Origin of the sequence: Roseinatronobacter sp. NSM (assembly GCF_052379845.1) — a bacterium.
Taxonomy (GTDB): domain Bacteria; phylum Pseudomonadota; class Alphaproteobacteria; order Rhodobacterales; family Rhodobacteraceae; genus Roseinatronobacter.
Genome location: NZ_JBQTCF010000007.1, coordinates 46,922 through 67,700 on the forward strand (window position 1 = coordinate 46,922; position 20,779 = coordinate 67,700).

A 20,779-nucleotide genomic window follows, 5' to 3' on the forward strand; every position below is an offset into this window, starting at 1 on the left:
TAACGTAAACTGTTTGAAAGGGGGGGGTATCATCGCCCCACAGTCTATTCCATGGCGGGCTTGCGCTGAAGAACCTTGCTTCGACTGACCAGAAGCCCCGAAATGATAATGCCCAAAGCCAGCAGGATGCGCGGCGAAAGGTCCTCGGACAGGATCATCACCCCCAACAGCACCGACCAGACCGGCACATGGTAATTCACCTGCGCCAGAAAACCCGGCCCCGCGCTGCGGATGATACTGATTTTCAACAAGGTCGCCAGCCCCGTGGGCAACAGTCCCAAAAACAGCAGCGCCAGCAGCGGGCGCGCAGCGGGCAGGGCGGGCACCCCTTCGTGCCACAATGCGGCAGGCACCATCAGGACACTTGCCATCCACAGCGCCAGCACCCCGAAGGCCATCGGGTGCACCTCGGGGCAGCGGCGCGTGACAATGGACCCGATCGCATAGCTTAACGACGCCGCCAGGCACCCCAGCCGCGCCAATGTTTCCAGTTCCGACCCTGTCATCGCCAGAACCCCCGGCCCGATCAGCACGCCCACACCCAACAGGCCCAGCATGAAACCGCCCGCCTTGGCATTGGTCAGCCGGTCGCCCGGAACCAGAAAATGCGCAAACCCCAGAACGAACAGCGGAATCGCCGCCATGCTGATTCCGGCAAAGCCGGACGTGACATGTTGCTGCGACCAGCTTAGCAAGAAGAACGGCAGCGCAGTTGAAAACACGCCCATCGCGGCAGCAAAGCCCCAGATGCCTGCCCGCATGGGCAGTTTTATTCCCATCATGACCGCAACCCCGGTCAGTGTCAGCGCGCCAATGACAATGCGCCCCGCCGCCACCCAAAGCGGCGCAAACCCTTCCAGCGCAACGGCAATTCCCAAAAAGGACGCGCCCCAGATCAGGCCAAGGGTGATCAGGGACACCCAGTTTGACAAGGTCGGATTGCTTGGCATTGGAATGGTTCCTTGGGGCGGCAGGTTTGTGAATATGTGCAGTAATGCATCGTGGAGGCGCTGATGTCCACCAACCCGCAAAATGACGAATCGTGCGCAGAAAACAAGCGTAAGCCGCAATAATGACCCTTTTTGGCCCCACCAACCCCGTTATGTCATGGTGCACTGCCAATGCGACACAGACACAGCGCCACACAGCCAGCGGGAACCCCAGCAATGCCAAGATGCCCCCGACCAAACCGCCTGCGCATTTTCCTTGTTTGCGAAGCCGGTGCCGTTTCTGTGGATTGGGTTGTGCTGTCTGCCGCAGCGATAGGATTGGGCGCGTTTTTCGTCACGCAGGTCAGCGAGGGCAGCGCCACGCTGGCCAATGCGACGCAAAGCAGTTTGCAGGACATGCTGGCAGAAGACCCGGTTGCGCGCTACATGATCCAGCGCTTGGATGAGGCGCAAGTGGCAAGCTGGACGGCCACTTTTGCCGCACAGACCGACACGCAGCTTCTTGGGTCTGTTCAGACACGGCATGATCAGTTCATGTCGCATCTGGCCGCACAACAATGGTCACAGGCCCTGCAGCGCATCGATTATTACCATATCATCGAAGAAGAACTCGCGACACGCGGTCTGCAGCGTCCCGAAGGCATGCCCACGGCGCAAACCATGTTTGACCTGTATACCAGCGCGCGCAGCTGATACAGGGCGCGCCCCCTCCCTCGAAAGGAAGGGGGCGCGCGGTTGCGCAACCCTTGTTAGTTGCGCTCTTTGTCAACCATCTTGGACGCGCCGATCCAGGGCATCATCGCGCGCAGTTTCGCGCCCACCTGTTCAATCTGGTGTTCGTCATTGATGCGCCGTGTGGCCTTGAAGAAGGGCTGGCCCACGGCATTTTCCGCCATGAAGTCGCGGACGAATTTGCCTTGCTGAATGTCGGTCAGAACGGCCTTCATCCGTGCCTTGGTTTCTTCATAAGGCAGAATGCGCGGCCCGCTGACATATTCGCCATATTCGGCAGTGTTGCTGATCGAATAGTTCATGTTGGCAATCCCGCCTTCATAGATCAGATCAACAATCAGCTTCACTTCATGCAAGCACTCGAAATAGGCCATTTCCGGCTCATAGCCCGCTTCCACCAGTGTCTCGAACCCCATGCGGATCAGCTCGACCAGACCACCGCACAGCACGGCCTGTTCCCCGAACAGGTCGGTTTCGCATTCCTGACGGAAATTGGTTTCAATGATCCCCGAACGCCCGCCACCAATGGCGCTGCAATAGGACAGACCGATTTCCATTGCCTTGCCGGTTGCGTCCTGATGCACCGCCACCAGACAGGGCACACCACCGCCTTTGGTGTATTCGCCGCGCACCGTGTGGCCGGGGCCTTTGGGCGCCATCATGATGACATCGACACCCGGTTTCGCCTCGATCAGGCCGAAATGCACGTTCAACCCGTGGGCAAAGGCAATCGCGGCCCCTTCGCGCAGATTGTCATGCACATATTTCTTGTAGGTTTCGGCCTGCAGCTCATCTGGCATGGTGAACATGATCACATCGCACCATGCGGCCGCTTCCGCGATGCCCATGACCTTCAGCCCTTCGGCTTCGCATTTCTTGGCACTGCTGGACCCTTCGCGCAGGGCGACGACAACATTCTTTGCGCCCGAATCGCGCAGGTTTAGCGCATGGGCATGGCCCTGGCTGCCATAGCCCAGAATGGCTACTTTCTTGTCCTTGATCAGGTTCACATCGCAATCGCGATCATAATAGACGCGCATGATACTTCCTCCGTTAGATGTGCTTCTGCGCCAGATCATACTGTTTTTCGAACAAATTGCGTTTCATATCTCGCGTATATTTCCGAAATCCGATAAGTATCATTCATGAATATGGAAATTATGAAATAATCATGCGTATCGATGACAGCGACCGCCGCCTGTTGCGCCACCTTATGGCCGCCCCCGATGCCAGCACCGCCGACCTGGCCGCGCGCGCGGGCATGACTGAAGCCACCTGTTGGCGCAGGCTGGACAAGTTGCGCACTGTAGGCATTTTGCGCGGGCAACAATCTGTGATCAACTGGCGCGCCCTTGGCTGGCAGGTCGAAGTCAGCTTGCGCATCACGCTTGACAAAACCAACCCGCGCGCCTTTGACGAATTCGTGGCCGCCGCGCGTCATGTCCCCGAGGTGCTTGAGATCCAAAGCTTTCTTGGCCGCGTTGATGTGCGCCTGAATGTCATTGCGCGTGACATGGCGCATTACCAGCAAATCTACCGCGACCGTATCCTGACCCTGCCGCATATTTCCGACCTGGAGGCATTGATGCATCTGTCCGACATCAAATCCGAAGAAAGCCTGCCGATATGATTTTCATCTTGCCGCAAATACTCCGGGGTGAATGGGGCCGCAGGCCCCAGAGGGGCAGCGCCCCTTTCCGCGCCCCCCGCACAGCGCCATGATTGACTTCGACGATACCGACCGCGCCCTGTTGCGCGCACTCGCGCAGGACAGCACCCAAAGCGCGGGCGCGCTGGGGCGCAAGCTGGGGCTCAGCCAGCCTGCCGCATGGCGCAGGCTCAAACGCCTGCGCGATGGCGGCGCGATTGCGCGCCAGCGTCTGGATCTGGACGTGGCCGCGCTGGGCTTCGGGGTCACAGTGTTTTTGGGAATCAGCCTTGCCGCCAAGGGCCGCGTCAGCCTTGCGGATTTTGAACGCGCCGTATCGGCCATCCCCGAAGTGCAGACTGTCCAGCATGTGCTGGGTCTTTATGATTACCGCCTGCGCGTGGTTGCGCGCGATCTGGCAGATTTTGAACGCATTTTGCGCCGTCGTATCATGACCTTGCCGGGCATTGGCGCAGTGGACGCAAATGTGTTGTTAAGCGAAGAACGCCTCGCAGGGCCCTTGTAGGGAATTGACCTTGGCGCGCGTATTGGGCAAGACCGCGTCATGCTGATTTACAAGATATTCCGCCGCCCCGAATGGGACGCAATGGTTGCCAGCGGGCGAACAGATGGTGCGCCTGTTGATCTGGCCGATGGTTACATCCATTTCTCCACCGCCGCGCAGGTCATGGCGACAGCTGCCAAGCATTTCGCCCAGGAAAGCGATCTTGTCTTGATCGCGGTCAATGCCGCTGATCTGGGCGCGGCGCTGAAATGGGAACCCTCGCGCGGGGGGGATCTGTTTCCGCATCTGTACCGGCCCTTGCACAGCGAAGACGTGCTTTGGGACACCTCGCTGCCGCTGGGGGCTGCCGGGCACATCTTTCCGGAAGGGCTGGTATGAGTGTTCTTGAAAATCTGGGCCTTGGGGTATTGCGCAGTCTCGACCCTGAAACCGCCCATGGGCTGGCCATCAAGGCGTTGCAATCAGGGCTTGTGCCCCTGCCGCGCGCAATCGTGTCGGACAGGTTGCAAACACGGGTTGCCGGGCTGGATCTGCCCAACCCGGTGGGGCTGGCCGCGGGGTTTGACAAGAACGCGACTGCGCTTGCGGGGCTGGCGCGCGCGGGTTTCGGCTTTGTGGAAGTGGGCGCTGCAACCCCGCGCCCGCAACAGGGCAATGCGCGCCCGCGCCTGTTTCGCCTGACGCAGGACCTTGCAGTGATCAACAGGTTCGGCTTCAACAATGACGGCGCGCAGGCCATTGCAGCGCGGCTGGCGCAGCGGCCTGCGGGTATGGTTCTGGGGCTGAATCTGGGCGCCAACAAGGACAGCAGCGACCGGGCAGGCGATTTTGCGCAAGTGTTGCGCATGACAGGCGCCTATATTGATTTCGCAACTGTGAATGTCTCCTCGCCCAATACCGAACGGTTGCGGGATTTGCAGGGTGCAACAGCGCTGGCGGCCCTGCTGGCGGGGGTGATGTCCGCCAGACAGGAGCTTGCGCGCCCGATCCCGGTTTTCCTGAAAATCGCCCCCGACCTGTCAGACACGGACCTCGCCGAAATCGCGGATGTGGCGCTGGCCGCGCGCATAGATGCCATCATCGCCACCAACACCACCCTGTCGCGCGAGGGGCTGACCAGTCCACAGGCACAGGAAACGGGGGGGCTGTCGGGGGCACCGCTATTTGAAAAATCCACGCGCGTTCTGGCGCGCTTGTCCCATCTGACCGGGGGCGCTGTGCCCCTGATCGGCGTGGGCGGGGTGTCCTCGGCGCAACAGGCCTATGCGAAAATCAGGGCAGGGGCCTCGGCGGTGCAACTCTATTCGGCGCTAGTCTATGAGGGGCTGTCGCTGGTGGCGCGCATCAATCAGGGTCTGGCCGAGTTGCTGGAACGCGACGGACTGGACAATGTCGCGCAGGCTGTGGGCCGTGACCGGGACAAATGGCTGTGACTTCATCTTGCCAAAAATACTCAAAAAGCTGCGTTCAGACGCCGTTCCAGCCTTGGGTATAGTGCGGCCAGCAACACCCCGCGCAAGACGTTGAGCACCATCAACGCCCCCCACAGCGCATGATTGCCCCAGATTGGCACAGACCACCAGATTATGGCTGCGTAAATCGCCACGGCCAGGGCGACAGTATTGCGCATGTCGCGCGTGCCAGTGGCCCCAATGAACACACCGTCCAGCATATAGGCCCCGACCCCCAGCACACATAGCGCAACTACATAAGGCAGGAATTCGCGCGCCGCCGCCTGAACACCTGCATCCTTGGCCATCAGATCAATTGCAAACGGGCCAACTGCCCAAAACCCCAACGCCATGACCAGCGCCGCCCCCACTGCCCAGACGGACGCGCGCAGTGCCGCCTGCCGCACGGCCGCCAACGACCGCGCCCCCACCGCATGGCCCACCAGCGCTTCGGCAGCGAAGGCAAACCCGTCCAGCGCAAAGGCCGTGACCATCAGAAATTGCCACAACACCTGATTTGCCGCCAGTTCCACATCGCCAAACCCCGCCGACACGAACATGAACCCTGTCATCGCGCCTTGCAATGCGATGGTGCGCAGCATGATGTCGGAATTGACCGACCACATGCGATGCAGGCGGGCGCGGTCAAACACCCGTGCCCAGTCGCGCCATTGCGCGCCCGAAAATGCCGCACGACACAGGTATAGGCCAAGCGCCAGCGATGTGGTTTCGGCAATCAAGGTGGCAATGGCCACCCCTTGCACCCCCCAGTCAAGCCCCAGAACGAACCACAGATCCAGCGCGATATTCAGCCCGTTCATCCACAATTGTAAAATCAGCACGGACCGCGTGCGTTCGGTGCCAATCAGCCAGCCATTGACAGCATAAAGCGCGATTGTCGCCGGTGCCCCCCAGATGCGGATTGTCAGATACTCGCGCGCCAGGGCCTCAACCGTGTCGCTGGCGGGCGCTATGCGAAAGGCTGCGGCCATGATCAGCGCTTGCGCTGTGACCATCACCACACCGGCAGCCAGCCCCAGCATAACCCCGCGCGTCAGAACCGCGCCGCTTTCGGCCAGATCGCCCGCCCCGCTGGCTTGCGCAACCAGTCCGGTGGTGCCCATGCGCAAAAACCCGAAAACCCAGTAGATTGACGCCAGAATGACAGCGCCCAGCCCCACAGCACCAATCGGGGCGGCCGCACCCATCTGGCCCACCACGCCCGTATCCACTGCGCCCAGCAACGGCACCGAGATATTGGCCAGCACAATGGGCAAAGCAATCCGCAAAACGCGCCTGTTGGTCACCGGCTGCGCCGCGCGCATGGCGTCGGTCATGTCAGCGCCCGCCGGACGGGGGCAGGGGCGGTTGCGGCATCAGGAAATGCCCGGTCGCTTGCGCAAACAGCCGCGCGCGGTTGTCCTGCCAGGCTTCCACATGGACACTGGCATAGCGCCGCCCGGACCGGTTGACCCGCGCGCGCGCATAGGCATCGCGCGGCAGGCCGGTCCGCAGATAATCGATGGTGAAATCTATTGTCTTTGGCAGGCGTGGCATATCAAGGGCCATGCTTTCGGCGTTTAACCTGCCGGATTCAAGGTCTTCCCACAGCATGGCCCAGCTCAGTTCCACAATCGCCGTTACTTCCATAAAGGATGCGATGGCCCCGCCATGCAGGGCGGGCAGGATGGGATTGCCGATATGGGTTTCATCGAAGGGCAAGACCGCTGTCAGTTCGTCGCCATGGCGTTCAAACTGTATGCCAAGGAATTGTGCATAGGGAATGGCGCCCACCAGCGTTTGCAAGGCTGTATCGCGCCGGTATTTGACCTGTTGAACGGGTTCGGGCTGTTTCATTCCGGCACCTTTTGCGCATGGTCGAATGTGAAGGCCCCTGTGGCCGTGGCGACCGGGTTTTGCGCGTCGTCATCATGGGCCGTGGCCCGCACGAAGGCCACATTGCGCGTAACATGGTAGCACACGGCCCGCGCGGTAATGCGCTGACCGGGGGTGGCCGCGCGCATATAATCGATGCGCAGGTCAATGGTGGCGGTGTTTGTCGCCCCCGGATAAGACAGCACTGCCGCCCCGCCGCATGTGTCCATCAATGCAGAAACTGCCCCGCCATGGATGACGCCGGTTGCAGGGTCCCCCACAAACCGGGCGTCCCAGTCCATTGAAATGCGCGCCTCGCCCGCGTCCAGTGCTTCAAGCTGCATTCCCAGCGCGCGCGCGAAGGGCAGGGCATTGATAAAACTTTGCGGGTCTAGGGGGGGCATGGGAACCTCGGGCTTTGGTGTGGCGTTCATTCTGTGCCTGAACCGGTGCAAATGGCAATAGCGCGGGCGGGAATTGCATCATCGGCACGCAGGGCGTAGCATATCGCACAGAAGACAGGGAGGCATGTATTTTGTCCGGCGACAGGCTTGGGTTCAAACAGATGTGCGTGAAGTTCGATGTGACGCCGCGCACCTTGCGGTATTATGAATATATTGAATTGCTGTCCCCCGAAAAAGAGGGGCGCAACAGGTTCTACACCCCGCGCGAGGTGGCGCGCATGACCTTGATCATGCGTGGGCGGCGTTTCGGGTTCAGCCTTGAAGAAATCCGCCAGTGGCTTGAAATTTACGAACACTCCGGCACGCACAGGCAGCTTTCGGCGTGGCTGGACATGGCTGATCGCCAACTTGTTGCGTTGAAAAACCAGTCAGCGGAACTTGATCGCACAATAGATGACCTTCACAAACTGCGCGAAGATGCTGCCGCGCTTTTGGCGGATCAAAGGACGTGACGTAAGTTTGAATTCTGACGTGGCGTTTAACTTTACCTTCACGTCAACATGCATATGTTACCCCCAAGGCGGCGCGCCAGTTGGTGTGCATTTTTTCGAAAGGGGGGAAGCCATGTCGCAAGATGTCAAGACGATCCGGCAGATGTGCGATGCGTTCGGTGTGACACCACGCACTTTGCGTTTCTATGAAGCAAAAGAACTGCTTTGGCCCCGCCGCGACGGGCAACACCGGCTGTTTACACGCCGCGACCAGGCCCGTCTGAAGCTGATTTTGCGGGGCAAACGCTTTGGGTTCAGCCTTGAAGAAATCCGCCAGCTTCTGAACATGTATGACCGCGACGACAGCGAATTGAAGCAGTTGCGCAAAACCTATGAAATCGCGCGGGACCGTCTGGCAGACATGGAACGCCAGCGCGACGAACTGACCGAAGCCATCATAGAGCTGAAGAAGGAATTGTCCTGGGGCGAAAATGTCCTGCGCCAGGCCGACAAACCTGCAGCCGCTGAATAACCTGCAAAGCTGCACATCCGCGCATATGCAGCACCGACGACACCAGGGAGAGAATGACATGCCCAGCTACACAGCACCGACCAAAGACCTGAATTTTGTGTTGCATGATCTGCTCAAGATCAGTGCCTCTGAAATTCCGGGTTATGCCGATCTGGATCAGGACTTCACATCCGCCATTCTGGACGAGGCCGCGAAACTTGCCGAAGGGGCCATGGCCCCCCTCAACGCTGTGGGCGACCAGCAAGGGTGCCGGCTGGAAAACGGCGTGGTGCGCACGCCTGACGGGTTCAAGGACGCGTTCGCGCAGGTCAAGGCCGGTGGCTGGAACGGGCTGGACCTGCCGGAAGACTACGGTGGGCAGAACCTGCCCTATGTGCTGCAATCGGCAGTGGGGGAAATCTTCTCGGCCGCGAATATGGCGTTCAACATGTATCAGGGCCTGACACATGGCGCGATTTCCGCAATCATCGCGCATGGCTCAGATGAACAGAAGGCGCGTTTCCTGCCCAGGATGATCAGCCTTGACTGGACAGGCACCATGAACCTGACCGAACCCCATTGCGGCACCGATCTGGGCCTGATCCGCACCAGGGCCACCCCACAGGAGGATGGCAGCTACAAGATTACCGGCCAGAAGATATTTATTTCCGCCGGGGATCATGACATGGCGGAAAACATCATCCACCTTGTGCTGGCCAAGGCACCGGGCGGCGGGGACGGGACCAAAGGGATTTCACTGTTCATCGTGCCCAAGATCATGGTGAATGATGATGGCAGCCTTGCTGCGCCCAATGCCGTTTCCGTGGGCAAGATCGAAGAAAAGATGGGCATTCACGGGAATGCCACTTGCGTCATGAACTACGACGGCGCGACCGGATATCTGGTGGGCGATCTGCATAAGGGCATGCGCGCCATGTTCACCATGATGAATGAAGCGCGCCTTGGCGTGGGGTTGCAAGGGTATGCGCAGGCTGAAATCGCCTATCAGAATGCGCGTGCCTATGCGATTGACCGCCTGCAAGGGCGCGATGTGACAGGCACCAAAAACCCCGATGGTCCCGCCGATCCGCTGATCGTGCACCCTGATGTGCGCCGCATGCTGATGGATCAGAAAAGCTTTGTCGAAGGGGCACGCGCCTTCACCATGTGGGGGGCAAACCAGATTGACCGCGCCCACCGCATGAAGGATGCGCAGGCCGATGGCCTGATCTCGCTGCTGACGCCGGTGATCAAGGGCTTTCTGACCGACAAGGGCTTTGATATGTGCATTCAGGCCCAGCAAGTGTATGGCGGGCATGGCTATATCGAAGAATGGGGCGTGTCCCAGTTCGCGCGCGATGCACGGATCGCCATGATCTATGAAGGGGCGAACGGCATTCAGGCGCTGGACCTGGTGGGCCGCAAACTGGCCCAGGATGGCGGCAAACATGTGATGGCGTTCTTCGCTTTGGTCAAGGATTTCATCAAGCAAAATGCAGGCGATGACCGCCTGGAGGAATATGTCACGCCGTTGAAATCCGCCTCCAAGGATTTGCAGGCGGCAGCGCTGTATTTCATGGAAAACGGTATGAAAAACCCCAATGACGCGCTTGCCGGATCCAATGATTTCATGCATCTTTTCGGGCATGTGTGCCTTGGTCTGGTCTGGGCGCAAATGGCGAAAGCCGCGCTTGGCGCATTGGATGCGGGCGCCACGGATCAGGCGTTTCTGAATGCGAAACTGATAACAGCGCGTTACTACATGACCCGCCACCTGCCCGCTACAGCGTTCCACCTTGCGCGTATTCGAAGCGGCTCTGACGCGATGATGGCGCTTGGCCCCGAGCAGTTCTAGACCATACAACTGCGGCATCGCCCGCCCGGCGGTGCCCCCTTGCCCTTGCAGGAGGATCCATGCCCAAACGCTTTCGCCTGACCCGCAGGTTCAACATGGCCATGACCGAAGACGGATACCGTCGTTTGCGCCGTTTCGCACAGGACGCCGGACTGGAAGAAGGAGAAGCGCTGTCGTTCCTGTTCGAAAATTTCGAGTCTGTGACACATGCCGAAAATCTTGGCCACCGGCTGCGGATGTTCAATTCGGAACTTGAGGATCGCAAAAGATGACCGAAAAAGGCGCCTTCGGCGAGAGTATTTGTAGCAAGATGAAAACGAAGGTCAGTTGATGCGCCCCGTCCCTCCGCTTGTGGCATCATCAGAACGGGGCGGCTTCACCTTGCGCGGTCATCGGCTCTCCAGCCTGTACCGCAACACCAAGGATGCCTCATCAAGGTTAACAAAGTCTGAGCGCTGCAGGTCTTCATCTTGCAAAAAATACTCAAATATGCAGCCGCCGAAGCGACAGGCCGGCTGCGTCGCGCAAGACCTGTGGCAGAACCGGTGCGATGTTCCGGCCGCAGGTTTTACGACATACGCTAATGACAACAGATTACGGAGGAACGCATGAGCGACGCATATATCTATGATACGATCCGCACGCCAAGGGGCAAAGGGCGCGCTGATGGCAGCCTGCATGAAGTGACCGCCGTGCGTTTGTCGGCTTTGGTTCTGAACCATCTGAAATCCCGCAACGATCTGGACACGCGCGCGATTGAGGATCTGATCTGGGGCAATGTCACGCAGGTGGGCGAGCAGGGGGGGTGTCTTGCGCGCACGGCAATCCTTGCATCGGATTTTGATGAACAGGTGCCGGGGCTGGCAATCAACCGTTTCTGCGCGTCCGGCATGGAGGCGGTGAATATTGCCGCCAATCAGGTGCGCGGCGGGGCGGGCATGGCCTATGTGGCTGGCGGGGTCGAGATGATGAGCCGCGTCGCCATGGGGTCGGACGGGGCGGCCGTGGCTGTGGACCCGTCTGTAGCGATGGAGCGGTATTTTGTGCCCCAAGGCATTGCGGCCGATATCATTGCCACCCAATACGGATTCAGCCGCCAGATGGCGGATGAACTGGCCGTTGAAAGCCAGAAACGGGCTGCCGCTGCGTGGGCGGACGGGCGCTTCGCGCATTCGGTCGTGCCGGTCACCGATATCAACGGGCTGACCATTCTGGACCGCGACGAATACATGCGCCCCGCCACGGATATGGCCAGCCTGTCGGCCCTGAAGCCTGCGTTCAAGGACATGGGCGAGGTGATGCCGGGCTTCGACAAGGTGGCCTTGATGAAATACCCGCATCTGGAACGCATTGAGCATATTCACCATGCGGGCAATTCATCGGGCATAGTAGACGGGGCGGCGGGTGTTTTGATCGGCAACAAGGAATTTGGCCAGAAATACGGCCTGAAACCCCGCGCGCGCATTCGTGCCACGGCCAAGATTGGCACCGATCCCACCATCATGCTGACTGGCCCGGTTCCGGTGACTGAAAAAATCCTGCGCGAGGCTGGCATGCAGATTGCCGATATCGACCTGTTTGAGGTCAACGAGGCTTTTGCCGCAGTCGTCCTGCGCTTCATGCAGGCATTTGGTGTGGGCAGCGAGCGTGTCAATGTCAACGGCGGCGCAATTGCGATGGGCCATCCGTTGGGCGCGACGGGGGCGATGATTATCGGCACGCTGCTGGATGAGTTGGAACGCACGGGCAAGGGCACGGGCCTTGCAACGCTATGTGTGGCGTCGGGCATGGGTGCGGCCACGATCATTGAACGCGTGTAAGGGGGGCAAGGAACATGACCGATTTTATCTATTCCGTAGATGCTGACGGCGTTGCGATCATCACTTGGGACATTCAGGGCAAATCCATGAATGTCTTGTCCCTTGAGGGGCTGGCCGAGTTGGAGGCACATATCGACAATGCGATTGGCGATGATGCCGTCAAGGGGGTGATCATCACCTCTGGGAAGGGGGATTTTGCGGGCGGGATGGACCTGAACGTGATTGCCAAAATGAAGGATATGGCGGGCGATCAGCCGGAAAAGGGCCTGTTTGATGGCATAATGTCCTTGCATCGGTGCCTGCGCAAGATTGAACGCGCGGGCATGGATGCCAAGACCCTGAAGGGGGGCAAGCCCATTGTGGCGGCCTTGCCGGGCACCGCGCTGGGCATTGGTCTGGAAATTCCGCTGGCGTGTCACCGTATCATTGCGGCCGATAACCCCAGGGCCAAGATCGGCCTGCCGGAAATCATGGTGGGTATTTTCCCCGGTGCAGGTGGCACCACGCGGCTGGCGCGCAAGCTGGGTGCGATGGGGGCGGCGCCCTTCTTGCTGGAAGGCAAGCTGTCGGACCCCTCGAGAGCCAAATCGGCGGGGTTGATTGATGAGGTGGTCCCCGCATCGGAATTGATGACGCGTGCGAAGGACTGGGTGCTGGGCGCAAAAGACGCCGATCTTGTCAAACCATGGGACACCAAGGGTTATAAAATGCCCGGCGGCGCGCCCTATCATCCGGCCGGGTTCATGACATTCGTGGGGGCGTCAGCCATGGTGAATGGCAAGACCCAAGGGGTGTATCCGGCGGCCAAGGCGTTGTTGTCGGCGGTGTATGAAGGGGCGCAGGTGCCATTCGATACAGCGCTGAAAATTGAAGCGCGCTGGTTTGTCCATGTGCTGATGAACCCCAGTTCAACTGCCATGATCCGGTCGCTGTTCATCAACAAGGAAGCGCTGGAAAAAGGCGCGAACCGCCCCAAGGTCGCGGATGAGAAGGTGCGCAAGCTGGGGGTTCTGGGCGCGGGCATGATGGGCGCGGGCATTGCCTATGTCGCGGCCAATGCCGGCATTGAGGTGGTGCTGATTGATGCGCAGCAGGCAGCGGCGGAGAAGGGCAAAGGCTATGCCGCAAATGTGCTGGACAAGGGCATGAAGCGCGGCAAGGTCACTGAGGGCAAGAAGGCCGACGTGCTGGGGCGCATTACACCGACCACGGATTACGCAGCGCTGACGGGCTGCGATCTGGTGATCGAGGCCGTGTTTGAAGACCCCAAAGTGAAGGCGGAAGTGACCGCCAAAGCGGAATCCGTGCTGCCAGGTGACGCGATTTTTGCCACCAACACATCGACCCTGCCGATTTCTGATCTGGCGAAGGCCAGCGCGCGGCCCGGCCAGTTCATTGGTATCCATTTCTTCAGTCCGGTCGACAAGATGCTGTTGGTCGAAATCATCAAGGGCCGTGAAACCGGTGACCGCGCTGTGGCCAAGGCGCTGGATTTCGTGCGCCAGATCCGCAAAACCCCGATCGTTGTGAATGATGCGCGGTTTTTCTATGCCAATCGCTGCATCATTCCCTACCTGAATGAAGGCATGCGCATGGTGCGCGAAGGGGTTGCGCCTGCGCTGGTGGAAAATGCGGCCAAGCTGATGGGCATGCCTTTGGGCCCGCTGCAGCTGGTCGATGAAACATCGCTTGATTTGGGGGCGAAAATTGCCAGGGCCACGCGCGCGGCCATGGGCGCTGATTATGCCGATGGCGATGTTGATGAGGTGGTGTTCTGGATGGTCGAACAGGGCCGGTTGGGGCGCAAATCCGCCGCCGGTTTCTATACCTATGACGATAAGGGCAAGCGTCAGGGTCTGTGGCAGGGGATCGCAGACAAATTCCCGCAATCGGACGATCAGCCCGATGTCATCGAAGTGCAGCACCGCCTGATGTTCGCCCAAGCACTGGAAGCAGTGCGCGCGCTGGAAGATGGCGTGCTGGAAGATATCCGCGAAGGGGATGTGGGCGCAATTCTGGGCTGGGGGTTCGCGCCATGGTCCGGCGGCCCGTTTTCTTGGTTGGACATGCTGGGCGCGGAATTCGCGGTGTCTGTGTGCGACGATCTGCAAGCGCGTTTCGGGGCGCGGTTCACCGCCCCCGATATGTTGCGCAAGATGGCAGAAGCGGGGCGCAGTTTTTATGCCAGCCGCGCGTCTGCTGCTGCGTGAGTGGAAGTGTCGGCACGCGTGTCCTGTTTCAGGGCGCGCGCCACCTTTTGCAACTGCCGCAAGCTTAGGCGCGGGGTGTCCAGCACCCCCACCGCCGCCGCCGCATGCAGCGGCGAAAAGTCGCTTTCGGCCCGCGCGCTGACAAGCGTGGCACCGGCGCAGTGAATGACCTGTTCGGACGCGAATGTAAGCATGTGGATCGTCAGGTCACCCGCTATCGGCACCCGATGAATGCCGCTATACCCTTCCAGCATCAGGGCCTGGATCAGGACAAAAGGTTCGCCGAAGTCAATTTCCGCCATGTCGGATTCAACGATGACTTCCTGACAGGGCAGTAAGGATATTTGTTTGCGGTTGCCCAGAACCCCCGCTGGCACCGCCATCGTAAAGCCTTTATGCGCGGGCAAGCTGGCCTGCGCGATTGTGACCCTATGGTTGGCTTCAACCCGTTGCATTCCGTTGTCGAATGTCAGAACCAGATCGCCGGGCAGGATGGTTTCGACACCGCGCCAGCCCGATTGCGTGCCGATCAGCGTGCCGGGCAGTAACCCGTCTTCGCGCAGGGCGACATCATACAATCCGGCGTCCTTGTGCATGGCCGCAGCGATGGCGGGCGCGCAAGCTGACAGGCTGCCGATATAAGCAGAATGGGAGGGTGTTGAATTCAGCATGTCGACTCCTCTTTGCGTCGGCCAAGGGCTGTCGTCCATCTTGGTCCATGCTCGACTAAACCATTTGTTAAGGACGAAATCTGGGAAAGAACTGGACATTTCCAAGGCGAGGATCTTTATTTTGTTATAAGCTGGCAAGGCGGGGTTGAAGGTGCCGGGCTGGCGCCTGCTGTATGGCAGGGGCACGCGGCGACAAAAACAGGGGGGCTGATGGGCTGGCTTTCGGATGAAACCGGTTTGGACCGGAACGCGGCAAATTATGTTGCGCTGACCCCGCTATCGCATTTGCGCCGCGCTGCAGACGTGTTTGCACACCATGAAGCCATGGTTTACGGCGCGATCCGCTGGACCTATGCGCAATATTGCGCGCGTGTGACGCGCCTTGCCAGCAGTCTGGCCGCGCAGGGTGTGAAACCCGGCGACGTGGTGGCGACGCTTCTGCCCAATATTCCCGCCCATGCCGAAGCGCATTTTGCAGTGCCCGCCTGTGGGGGCGTGCTGAATGCAATCAATATCCGGCTGGATGTGGACACAGTTGCCTATATCCTTGGGCATGGCGGGGCCAAGCTGATACTGGTGGATACGGCCTTTGTGGAGCTTGCCGAAGCGGCCTGCAGCACGCTTGACGCCCCGCCCGTGATTGTCGAAGTGCCTGACACACAGGCCGGTTTCACCCCCACCGGACGCCATACCAACTATGAGGCATTGGTGGATGCGGGCGATCCGCAGTTTGCGTGGATTCTGCCACAGGATGAATGGGAAAGTATTGCGCTGAACTACACTTCCGGGACGACCGGTCGCCCCAAAGGCGTGGTTTATCACCATCGCGGCGCGTATCTGTCCACGCTGGGTCAGCCCATTTCATGGCGCATGACGCTGTTTCCCCGGTATCTGACGATTGTGCCGATGTTTCATTGCAATGCATGGTGCCATCCATGGATGCTGCCCGCGCTTGGCGGGTGCATGATTTGCCTGCGCGATGTGACGGCAGCGGGCATTTATCATGCCATCAGCGCGGAACGGGCAACCCATTTCGGCGGTGCGCCAATCGTGCTGCAAACCATCATCAATGCCCGCCCCGAAGACCGCCTGCCGTTTGATCATCTGGTCGAGGTGTTTACCGCAGGTGCCCCGCCGCCTGCTGCCGTGCTGGCCGCGATTGAACCACTGGGGTTCAATGTGACGCAGGTTTACGGCCTGACCGAAACCTATGGCCCCGCGACGGAATGCCTGTGGCATGACGGGTTCGATACCCTGCAAGGCGAGGACCGCGCCGAGGTGAAGGCTAGAACAGGTGTGCTTATGCCGTTCATGGATGATATTAGCGTCATGCAGCCCGACACCTTGATGCCAGTTGCGCGTGACGGGGCGGCGCTGGGGGAAATCCTGCACCGGGGCAATGGTGTGATGAAAGGCTATTACAAGAACCCGCAAGCCACGGCAGACGCCTTTCGCGGTGGGTATTTCCATTCCGGCGACATCGCCTTCTGGCACGAGGATGGCTATATCAAGATTGCCGATCGCGCGAAGGATATCATCATTTCCGGCGGCGAAAATGTCAGTTCCGTCGAGGTGGAAGGGGTTTTGATGAAACACCCCGCTGTCGGGCTGGCCGCTGTGGTCGCCAAGCCAGATGATACATGGGGCGAAGTGCCCTGCGCCTGCATCGAACTGAAGCCCGGCGCACAGGCCAGCGAACAGGATTTGATTGCCTTTTGCCGCGCAAGATTGGCAGGGTTCAAGACCCCCAAAAAGGTGGTCTTCATGGACCTGCCGAAAACGGCAACCGGCAAAATTCAAAAAGCCGATTTGCGCGAATGGGTGCGCGCGTTGTGACACGCTGGCGTTGCGTGCGAAGTTGCGATAAGGTGCCTTCAAAACGACAAAGCAGGCAAGCGGCATGACGACCGCGCTTAAGAAATATCATAAGCTTGAAGGCATGGGCCTGTGGTCCGGCGGGGTCGAGGACCAGCGCCGCGAAGTTGTCGTGTCCTTCGGGGATGCGACGCTTGTGATCATGGACAGCCGCAGCATGCATGTGCTGTCGCATTGGTCGCTTGCAGCGATTGAACGGTTGAACCCCGGCCAGCGCCCGGCGCTGTTCAGCCCTGACGGGGAAGCCAGCGAAGTTCTGGAACTGGATGAAGACCTGTTGATTGATGCGCTGAAGGAACTGCACGCAGCCCTGGCCCCGCCGCGCAGTCTGCTGGACCGGCTGCGTCTGCCGATCATGGCGGGGCTTAGCCTTGTTGTGCTGGGGCTTGGCGCGGTGTTGTTGCCGCCCGCGCTGGTGGATCATACCGCTTCAGTTGTGCCCATGGCCAAACGGACGGAAATTGCAGATCGTGTGCTGGCGGATTTGGTGCAATCAGGGGCTGCGCAATGCCAAAGCGGGCTGGGGACAAGCGCGCTTGGGGTTTTGCAACGCCGCCTTTTTGACACGCCAGTGCGCCTTGTCATCATGCGCGGGCTGCCATTGGAAACCCCGCGCATCCAGCATTTTCCGGGACGGTTATTCGTGATGGACGCCCGATTGCTGGATCAAGCCGAGAATGTCGACGCGCTGGCCGGGGCTTTGGTGATTGCGGGGGTGCGCGCGGGGGCAGATGATCCGTTGCGCCCGTTCCTGCGCCATGCGGGTGTTATGACCACATTTCGGTTGCTGACATCCGGGGAATTGCGCCGGGGCGCGGTGCGTGGCTATGCGCTGTCGCTTTTCAATACGCCACCGGACCTGCCAGAACCGGAGGCCCTGCAAACACGACTGGACAGGCTGGGCCTGTCGCTGCGGGCATTCGCTGAAAATGCGCGCCCGCTGGACCCGGCTGCCGCGCAGATTGCCGAGAGCCTGCGCCTTGATGGCGACACGCCCCCGGACCCCGCGCGCGGCGCGTTGCTCAATGACGGGCAATGGGTCAGCCTGCTGAATATCTGTGACGGATAAGCAGGTTTAGCGCATCTCGCACAAAAGTGGGACCCGGTTTTGCGCAAAAAAACATGCGACACCATAAGGTAAGAGTGGGTCGCGTGAATGCGAATGAACGCGGGCACGCGCTAACCAGACGTTCCAGCCCGCAGCACATGCCAGGGCGTTTCAAACCAGTGTTCCTGAAGGTTTGGGCTGTCCCCGATCCGGTCAATAACGGCGAACCTGCCGGGATGTGACAGCGGCGTTAACACCCCATGCCAGATATTGCGGTGAAAATTGATGCCCTGCGCCCCGTCGGTTTCAAACGCCAGCGGGACAGCGGGGCAGCCGTTCTTATCTGGTGCGACAATGACAAGGAAGGGTTCGGCATGCATGGGGATGAAAGCCTGCGTGCCGTCAGGGTGACGTTCCATCATGTCCAGCCGGTAGGGCAGGGCGCGGGGCTGCGCGTCAAACAGCGAAATTCCCGCGCGGCCGCCCTGTCCAAAATCCAGTTTGGCACGGTCATGGAAGCGCCCGCAAAGCCCTTGATTGATCAGCTTGTCGGGCGGACCGTGTAGGTCCAGCACATCGCCAAAAGGCGCGAAGGCGGCCTGTGTCAGCGGGCTTGGGGTCAGGGTGTATGTCATGGCTGGCGGTGCGATCCGGTGATAGGGCAGGATTTGAGTATTTTTAGCAAGATGAAGCCAGCAGGGCGTTCAAGCGCAATTCGGCGATGCGTTCAACTTGCTGGCACGCCGTTGAAAATTCGGTCGTGGTGTCATTGTCGATGCGCGCCTTGAACGCTGCGAGGATGGACGCCTTGGTGTTGTCGCGCACTGCGATGATGAAGGGGAAGCCGTGTTTTTGCACATAGGCAGTGTTGAGGTTCTGGAATGTGCTGCGCTCATCATCGGTCAGGGCATCGAGCCCGGCGCTGGCCTGTTCTTGGGTTGAGGCATGCGTCAGGCGTTTTGCGGCGGCCAGTTTTCCGGCAAGGTCGGGATGGGCGCGCAGGACCGTCAGGCGTTCATCCATGCTGGCCGCGCGGAAGGCGCGCGCCAAAGCATTGGCAAGGCCGGTTGCGGTATCATGGGCAGGCCCCAGTTCCAGCCCGTAGGCGCGTTCCGCCACCCAAGGGGAATGTTCATAAACCCCGCCGAAGCGGTCTATGAAGCTGGCGCGGTCCATCTGGCTGGGCCGGGTGCCGCGCTGGTGGGGATGTGCGGTGGCCCAGTGCTGTGCGATGTCCATGCGACGCGCGAACCACACGCCCGGATGCGATTGCACATGATCTAGAAAGCGCATCAGGCCCGCAATCTTGCCTGGGCGCCCGATCAGGCGGCAATGCAGCCCGATGGACAGCATTTTTGGCGCGCCTGCTTCCCCTTCGGCATAAAGCACGTCAAAGGCGTCCTTGAGGTAGGTTTCAAAATCAGCGCCCGTCACCCAGCCCGGCGCGGTGGCAAAGCGCATGTCATTGGCTTCCAGCGTATAGGGCAGGATAAGCTGGTCGCGGTCGCCGAATTCCATCCAATGGGGCAGGTCATCATCATAGGTGTCCGAAATCCAGTCAAACTGGCCCGTTTCCGCAGCCAGCCGCACTGTGTTGACCGAACAGCGTCCCGTATACCAGCCGCGCGGGGGGGTGCCCACAGTTTCCGTGTGCAGGCGAATGGCGTCCTGGATGGCGGTGCGTTCGTGATCCTCACTCATGTCGCGGTGTTCGACCCATTTCAGGCCGTGGCTGGCGATTTCCCAATCCGCCGCTTTCATGGCGGCCAGTTGTTCGGGGTTGCGCGCAAGGGCGGTTGCCACGCCGTAGATGGTGACCGGCAGCCCCCGCGCCGTGAAAAGGCGGTGCAGGCGCCAGAATCCCGCCCGCGCGCCATAGTCATAGATGGATTCCATATTCCAGTGCCGTTGTCCGGGCCATGGGGCCGCGCCGGGAATGTCGGACAGGAACCCTTCTGATGCCGCGTCGCCATGCAGCAGGCAGTTTTCGCCGCCTTCCTCATAATTCAGCACCAGTGAGATGGCGATTTTCGCGCCCCCTGGCCAAGCTGCATTTGGGGGTGTTGCGCCATATCCGGTCAGGTTGCGGGGGTAGCGTTGCAAGGGGGCCTCCGGGGTTTGGTGGAATGATGCAGTGGTAAAGCAGAATGCGCACTTCCGCTTTCAGTCAATTTTTGAAAGACCTGAAAGCGGCGCTCAAGGCAAGGGGCTGGCGTGCGCTGGCGTATCTGGTCTAGGTTATTGCATAGATTTGCACAAAACGGAGACATGCAATGTCCGGTTTTCTGACCACCCATGTTCTGGATACCGCCCGCGGATTGCCTGCGCAGGGGGTGCAGATCACGCTGTACAGGCTGACAGGGGGCGCGCGAGAGGAAATTGCGCGGCTGGTCACCAATGATGACGGGCGCACTGACAGCCCGATTCTGCCGCAGGCGGAGTTTGCCACGGGCCAGTATGAGCTGGTTTTCGCCGCAGGCGATTACTTGCGCGCAACCGGACAGGCGGGGGCCGCGCCGCTGTTTCTGGATGACATTCCTGTGCGGTTTGGCATCAATGATGCGGACAGTCACTACCATGTTCCGCTGTTGCTGTCGCCATACGGGTTTTCGACCTATCGCGGAAGTTAGGTGCCTGAATTTCGTTAGAATTATTGGTTAATTCATGACCCGATGCGGTGACACCGGGGGGGGGGGCAAGTCTTTGACCGGC

General features: G+C 60.0%; 22 protein-coding genes. 14 read left to right on the plus strand and 8 right to left on the minus strand.

Translation table 11 applies throughout. From position 1 onward, the window contains the following. Positions 1 to 44: 44 nt before the first annotated feature. Positions 45 to 950 carry a DMT family transporter gene (locus tag ACTZWY_RS05515; RefSeq protein ID WP_444789691.1) on the minus strand — a complete coding sequence of 302 codons (906 nt, stop codon included), beginning with the start codon at positions 948 to 950 and terminating at the stop codon, positions 45 to 47. Between the two features lie 216 nt (positions 951 to 1,166). Between ACTZWY_RS05515 and ACTZWY_RS05520 the strand changes: the two genes are divergently transcribed. Further along, entirely contained in the window at positions 1,167 to 1,643 is a 477-nt protein-coding gene (locus ACTZWY_RS05520) for a hypothetical protein (protein WP_444789692.1), read from the plus strand. Between the two features lie 56 nt (positions 1,644 to 1,699). Here the strand turns inward: ACTZWY_RS05520 and ilvC are convergent, their stop codons facing one another. Then, on the minus strand, positions 1,700 to 2,722 hold the full coding sequence (ilvC, locus tag ACTZWY_RS05525; RefSeq protein WP_444789693.1) for a ketol-acid reductoisomerase: 1,023 nt from the start codon (positions 2,720 to 2,722) through the stop codon (positions 1,700 to 1,702). A gap of 131 nt (positions 2,723 to 2,853) precedes the next feature. Here ilvC and ACTZWY_RS05530 point away from each other — a divergent pair, with 131 nt between their 5' ends. From ACTZWY_RS05530 to ACTZWY_RS05545, 4 genes are all read left to right on the plus strand, one after another. Then, positions 2,854 to 3,312: an Lrp/AsnC family transcriptional regulator gene (locus tag ACTZWY_RS05530; protein ID WP_444789694.1), complete on the plus strand. Its 459-nt coding sequence runs from the start codon at positions 2,854 to 2,856 to the stop codon at positions 3,310 to 3,312. 88 nt (positions 3,313 to 3,400) lie between these two features. Then, positions 3,401 to 3,856 (plus strand): Lrp/AsnC family transcriptional regulator, encoded by a 456-nt coding sequence (locus tag ACTZWY_RS05535; RefSeq protein WP_444789695.1) that lies wholly within the window; start codon positions 3,401 to 3,403, stop codon positions 3,854 to 3,856. Between the two features lie 39 nt (positions 3,857 to 3,895). Then, positions 3,896 to 4,234, plus strand: a complete 339-nt coding sequence (locus ACTZWY_RS05540) for a DUF952 domain-containing protein (protein WP_444789696.1) — start codon at positions 3,896 to 3,898, stop codon at positions 4,232 to 4,234. Next, positions 4,231 to 5,289 (plus strand): quinone-dependent dihydroorotate dehydrogenase, encoded by a 1,059-nt coding sequence (locus tag ACTZWY_RS05545; protein WP_444789697.1) that lies wholly within the window; start codon positions 4,231 to 4,233, stop codon positions 5,287 to 5,289. The genes ACTZWY_RS05540 and ACTZWY_RS05545 overlap by 4 nt, the downstream gene beginning before the upstream one ends. 20 nt (positions 5,290 to 5,309) lie before the next feature. On the opposite strand, the gene ACTZWY_RS05550 is transcribed toward ACTZWY_RS05545, so the two are convergent. The 3 genes from ACTZWY_RS05550 to ACTZWY_RS05560 are packed head-to-tail and all read right to left on the minus strand — an operon-like array spanning position 5,310 to position 7,616. Further along, positions 5,310 to 6,644: an MATE family efflux transporter gene (locus ACTZWY_RS05550; protein WP_444789698.1), complete on the minus strand. Its 1,335-nt coding sequence runs from the start codon at positions 6,642 to 6,644 to the stop codon at positions 5,310 to 5,312. 1 nt (position 6,645) lies between these two features. Beyond that, the gene (locus tag ACTZWY_RS05555; protein WP_444789699.1) at positions 6,646 to 7,164 is read right to left on the minus strand and encodes a PaaI family thioesterase; all 519 of its coding nucleotides are present in this window, start codon (positions 7,162 to 7,164) and stop codon (positions 6,646 to 6,648) included. Next, positions 7,161 to 7,616, minus strand: a complete 456-nt coding sequence (locus tag ACTZWY_RS05560) for a PaaI family thioesterase (protein WP_444789700.1) — start codon at positions 7,614 to 7,616, stop codon at positions 7,161 to 7,163. The genes ACTZWY_RS05555 and ACTZWY_RS05560 overlap by 4 nt, the downstream gene beginning before the upstream one ends. A gap of 101 nt (positions 7,617 to 7,717) precedes the next feature. On the opposite strand from ACTZWY_RS05560, the gene ACTZWY_RS05565 reads away from it, so the two are divergent. From ACTZWY_RS05565 to ACTZWY_RS05590, 6 genes are all read left to right on the plus strand, one after another. Continuing rightward, positions 7,718 to 8,098, plus strand: coding sequence for a MerR family transcriptional regulator (locus tag ACTZWY_RS05565; protein ID WP_444789701.1), 381 nt, complete (start codon positions 7,718 to 7,720; stop codon positions 8,096 to 8,098). Positions 8,099 to 8,210: 112 nt separating this feature from the next. Then, positions 8,211 to 8,609 carry a MerR family transcriptional regulator gene (locus ACTZWY_RS05570; RefSeq protein ID WP_444789702.1) on the plus strand — a complete coding sequence of 133 codons (399 nt, stop codon included), beginning with the start codon at positions 8,211 to 8,213 and terminating at the stop codon, positions 8,607 to 8,609. Positions 8,610 to 8,667: 58 nt separating this feature from the next. Next, positions 8,668 to 10,443, plus strand: coding sequence for an acyl-CoA dehydrogenase C-terminal domain-containing protein (locus ACTZWY_RS05575; RefSeq protein ID WP_444789703.1), 1,776 nt, complete (start codon positions 8,668 to 8,670; stop codon positions 10,441 to 10,443). 59 nt (positions 10,444 to 10,502) lie between these two features. Continuing rightward, on the plus strand, positions 10,503 to 10,715 hold the full coding sequence (locus ACTZWY_RS05580; RefSeq protein WP_444789704.1) for a hypothetical protein: 213 nt from the start codon (positions 10,503 to 10,505) through the stop codon (positions 10,713 to 10,715). Positions 10,716 to 11,051: 336 nt separating this feature from the next. Continuing rightward, positions 11,052 to 12,263 carry an acetyl-CoA C-acetyltransferase gene (locus ACTZWY_RS05585; protein ID WP_444789705.1) on the plus strand — a complete coding sequence of 404 codons (1,212 nt, stop codon included), beginning with the start codon at positions 11,052 to 11,054 and terminating at the stop codon, positions 12,261 to 12,263. A gap of 14 nt (positions 12,264 to 12,277) precedes the next feature. Further along, a complete protein-coding gene (locus ACTZWY_RS05590) occupies positions 12,278 to 14,473 on the plus strand; it encodes a 3-hydroxyacyl-CoA dehydrogenase NAD-binding domain-containing protein (protein WP_444789706.1) in 2,196 nt (731 codons plus the stop codon). On the opposite strand, the gene ACTZWY_RS05595 is transcribed toward ACTZWY_RS05590, so the two are convergent. Next, a complete protein-coding gene (locus ACTZWY_RS05595; protein WP_444789707.1) occupies positions 14,443 to 15,144 on the minus strand; it encodes a Hint domain-containing protein in 702 nt (233 codons plus the stop codon). The two genes, ACTZWY_RS05590 and ACTZWY_RS05595, sit on opposite strands and share 31 nt — an antisense overlap. 210 nt (positions 15,145 to 15,354) lie before the next feature. On the opposite strand from ACTZWY_RS05595, the gene ACTZWY_RS05600 reads away from it, so the two are divergent. Together ACTZWY_RS05600 and ACTZWY_RS05605 are read left to right on the plus strand one after the other, a co-directional pair. Further along, complete coding sequence (locus ACTZWY_RS05600; RefSeq protein WP_444789708.1) at positions 15,355 to 16,980, plus strand: AMP-binding protein; 1,626 nt, start codon at positions 15,355 to 15,357, stop codon at positions 16,978 to 16,980. A gap of 64 nt (positions 16,981 to 17,044) precedes the next feature. Next, the gene (locus ACTZWY_RS05605; RefSeq protein ID WP_444789709.1) at positions 17,045 to 18,088 is read left to right on the plus strand and encodes a hypothetical protein; all 1,044 of its coding nucleotides are present in this window, start codon (positions 17,045 to 17,047) and stop codon (positions 18,086 to 18,088) included. A gap of 110 nt (positions 18,089 to 18,198) precedes the next feature. Here ACTZWY_RS05605 and ACTZWY_RS05610 read toward each other — a convergent pair whose 3' ends face one another. Together ACTZWY_RS05610 and puuE are read right to left on the minus strand one after the other, a co-directional pair. Next, positions 18,199 to 18,702: an ureidoglycolate lyase gene (locus ACTZWY_RS05610; RefSeq protein ID WP_444789710.1), complete on the minus strand. Its 504-nt coding sequence runs from the start codon at positions 18,700 to 18,702 to the stop codon at positions 18,199 to 18,201. 43 nt (positions 18,703 to 18,745) lie between these two features. Next, positions 18,746 to 20,170: an allantoinase PuuE gene (gene puuE / locus ACTZWY_RS05615; RefSeq protein WP_444789711.1), complete on the minus strand. Its 1,425-nt coding sequence runs from the start codon at positions 20,168 to 20,170 to the stop codon at positions 18,746 to 18,748. Between the two features lie 170 nt (positions 20,171 to 20,340). Here puuE and uraH point away from each other — a divergent pair, with 170 nt between their 5' ends. Continuing rightward, the gene (gene uraH / locus ACTZWY_RS05620) at positions 20,341 to 20,697 is read left to right on the plus strand and encodes a hydroxyisourate hydrolase (RefSeq protein WP_444789712.1); all 357 of its coding nucleotides are present in this window, start codon (positions 20,341 to 20,343) and stop codon (positions 20,695 to 20,697) included. Positions 20,698 to 20,779 lie beyond the last annotated feature (82 nt).

Bases quoted from the DNA above. Each gene is read 5' to 3' on its own strand.
- ACTZWY_RS05550 (WP_444789698.1), bottom strand. From the start codon at position 6,644: ATGACCGACGCCATGCGCGCGGCGCAGCCGGTGACCAACAGGCGCGTT.
- ACTZWY_RS05540 (WP_444789696.1), top strand. From the start codon at position 3,896: ATGCTGATTTACAAGATATTCCGCCGCCCCGAATGGGACGCAATGGTT.
- ACTZWY_RS05610 (WP_444789710.1), bottom strand. From the start codon at position 18,702: ATGACATACACCCTGACCCCAAGCCCGCTGACACAGGCCGCCTTCGCG.
- ACTZWY_RS05515 (WP_444789691.1), bottom strand. From the start codon at position 950: ATGCCAAGCAATCCGACCTTGTCAAACTGGGTGTCCCTGATCACCCTT.
- ACTZWY_RS05585 (WP_444789705.1), top strand. From the start codon at position 11,052: ATGAGCGACGCATATATCTATGATACGATCCGCACGCCAAGGGGCAAA.
- uraH (WP_444789712.1), top strand. From the start codon at position 20,341: ATGTCCGGTTTTCTGACCACCCATGTTCTGGATACCGCCCGCGGATTG.
- ilvC (WP_444789693.1), bottom strand. From the start codon at position 2,722: ATGCGCGTCTATTATGATCGCGATTGCGATGTGAACCTGATCAAGGAC.
- ACTZWY_RS05530 (WP_444789694.1), top strand. From the start codon at position 2,854: ATGCGTATCGATGACAGCGACCGCCGCCTGTTGCGCCACCTTATGGCC.
- ACTZWY_RS05595 (WP_444789707.1), bottom strand. From the start codon at position 15,144: ATGCTGAATTCAACACCCTCCCATTCTGCTTATATCGGCAGCCTGTCA.
- ACTZWY_RS05520 (WP_444789692.1), top strand. From the start codon at position 1,167: ATGCCAAGATGCCCCCGACCAAACCGCCTGCGCATTTTCCTTGTTTGC.
- ACTZWY_RS05545 (WP_444789697.1), top strand. From the start codon at position 4,231: ATGAGTGTTCTTGAAAATCTGGGCCTTGGGGTATTGCGCAGTCTCGAC.
- ACTZWY_RS05590 (WP_444789706.1), top strand. From the start codon at position 12,278: ATGACCGATTTTATCTATTCCGTAGATGCTGACGGCGTTGCGATCATC.
- ACTZWY_RS05560 (WP_444789700.1), bottom strand. From the start codon at position 7,616: ATGAACGCCACACCAAAGCCCGAGGTTCCCATGCCCCCCCTAGACCCG.
- ACTZWY_RS05555 (WP_444789699.1), bottom strand. From the start codon at position 7,164: ATGAAACAGCCCGAACCCGTTCAACAGGTCAAATACCGGCGCGATACA.
- ACTZWY_RS05570 (WP_444789702.1), top strand. From the start codon at position 8,211: ATGTCGCAAGATGTCAAGACGATCCGGCAGATGTGCGATGCGTTCGGT.
- ACTZWY_RS05605 (WP_444789709.1), top strand. From the start codon at position 17,045: ATGACGACCGCGCTTAAGAAATATCATAAGCTTGAAGGCATGGGCCTG.
- ACTZWY_RS05580 (WP_444789704.1), top strand. From the start codon at position 10,503: ATGCCCAAACGCTTTCGCCTGACCCGCAGGTTCAACATGGCCATGACC.
- ACTZWY_RS05575 (WP_444789703.1), top strand. From the start codon at position 8,668: ATGCCCAGCTACACAGCACCGACCAAAGACCTGAATTTTGTGTTGCAT.
- ACTZWY_RS05535 (WP_444789695.1), top strand. From the start codon at position 3,401: ATGATTGACTTCGACGATACCGACCGCGCCCTGTTGCGCGCACTCGCG.
- ACTZWY_RS05600 (WP_444789708.1), top strand. From the start codon at position 15,355: ATGGGCTGGCTTTCGGATGAAACCGGTTTGGACCGGAACGCGGCAAAT.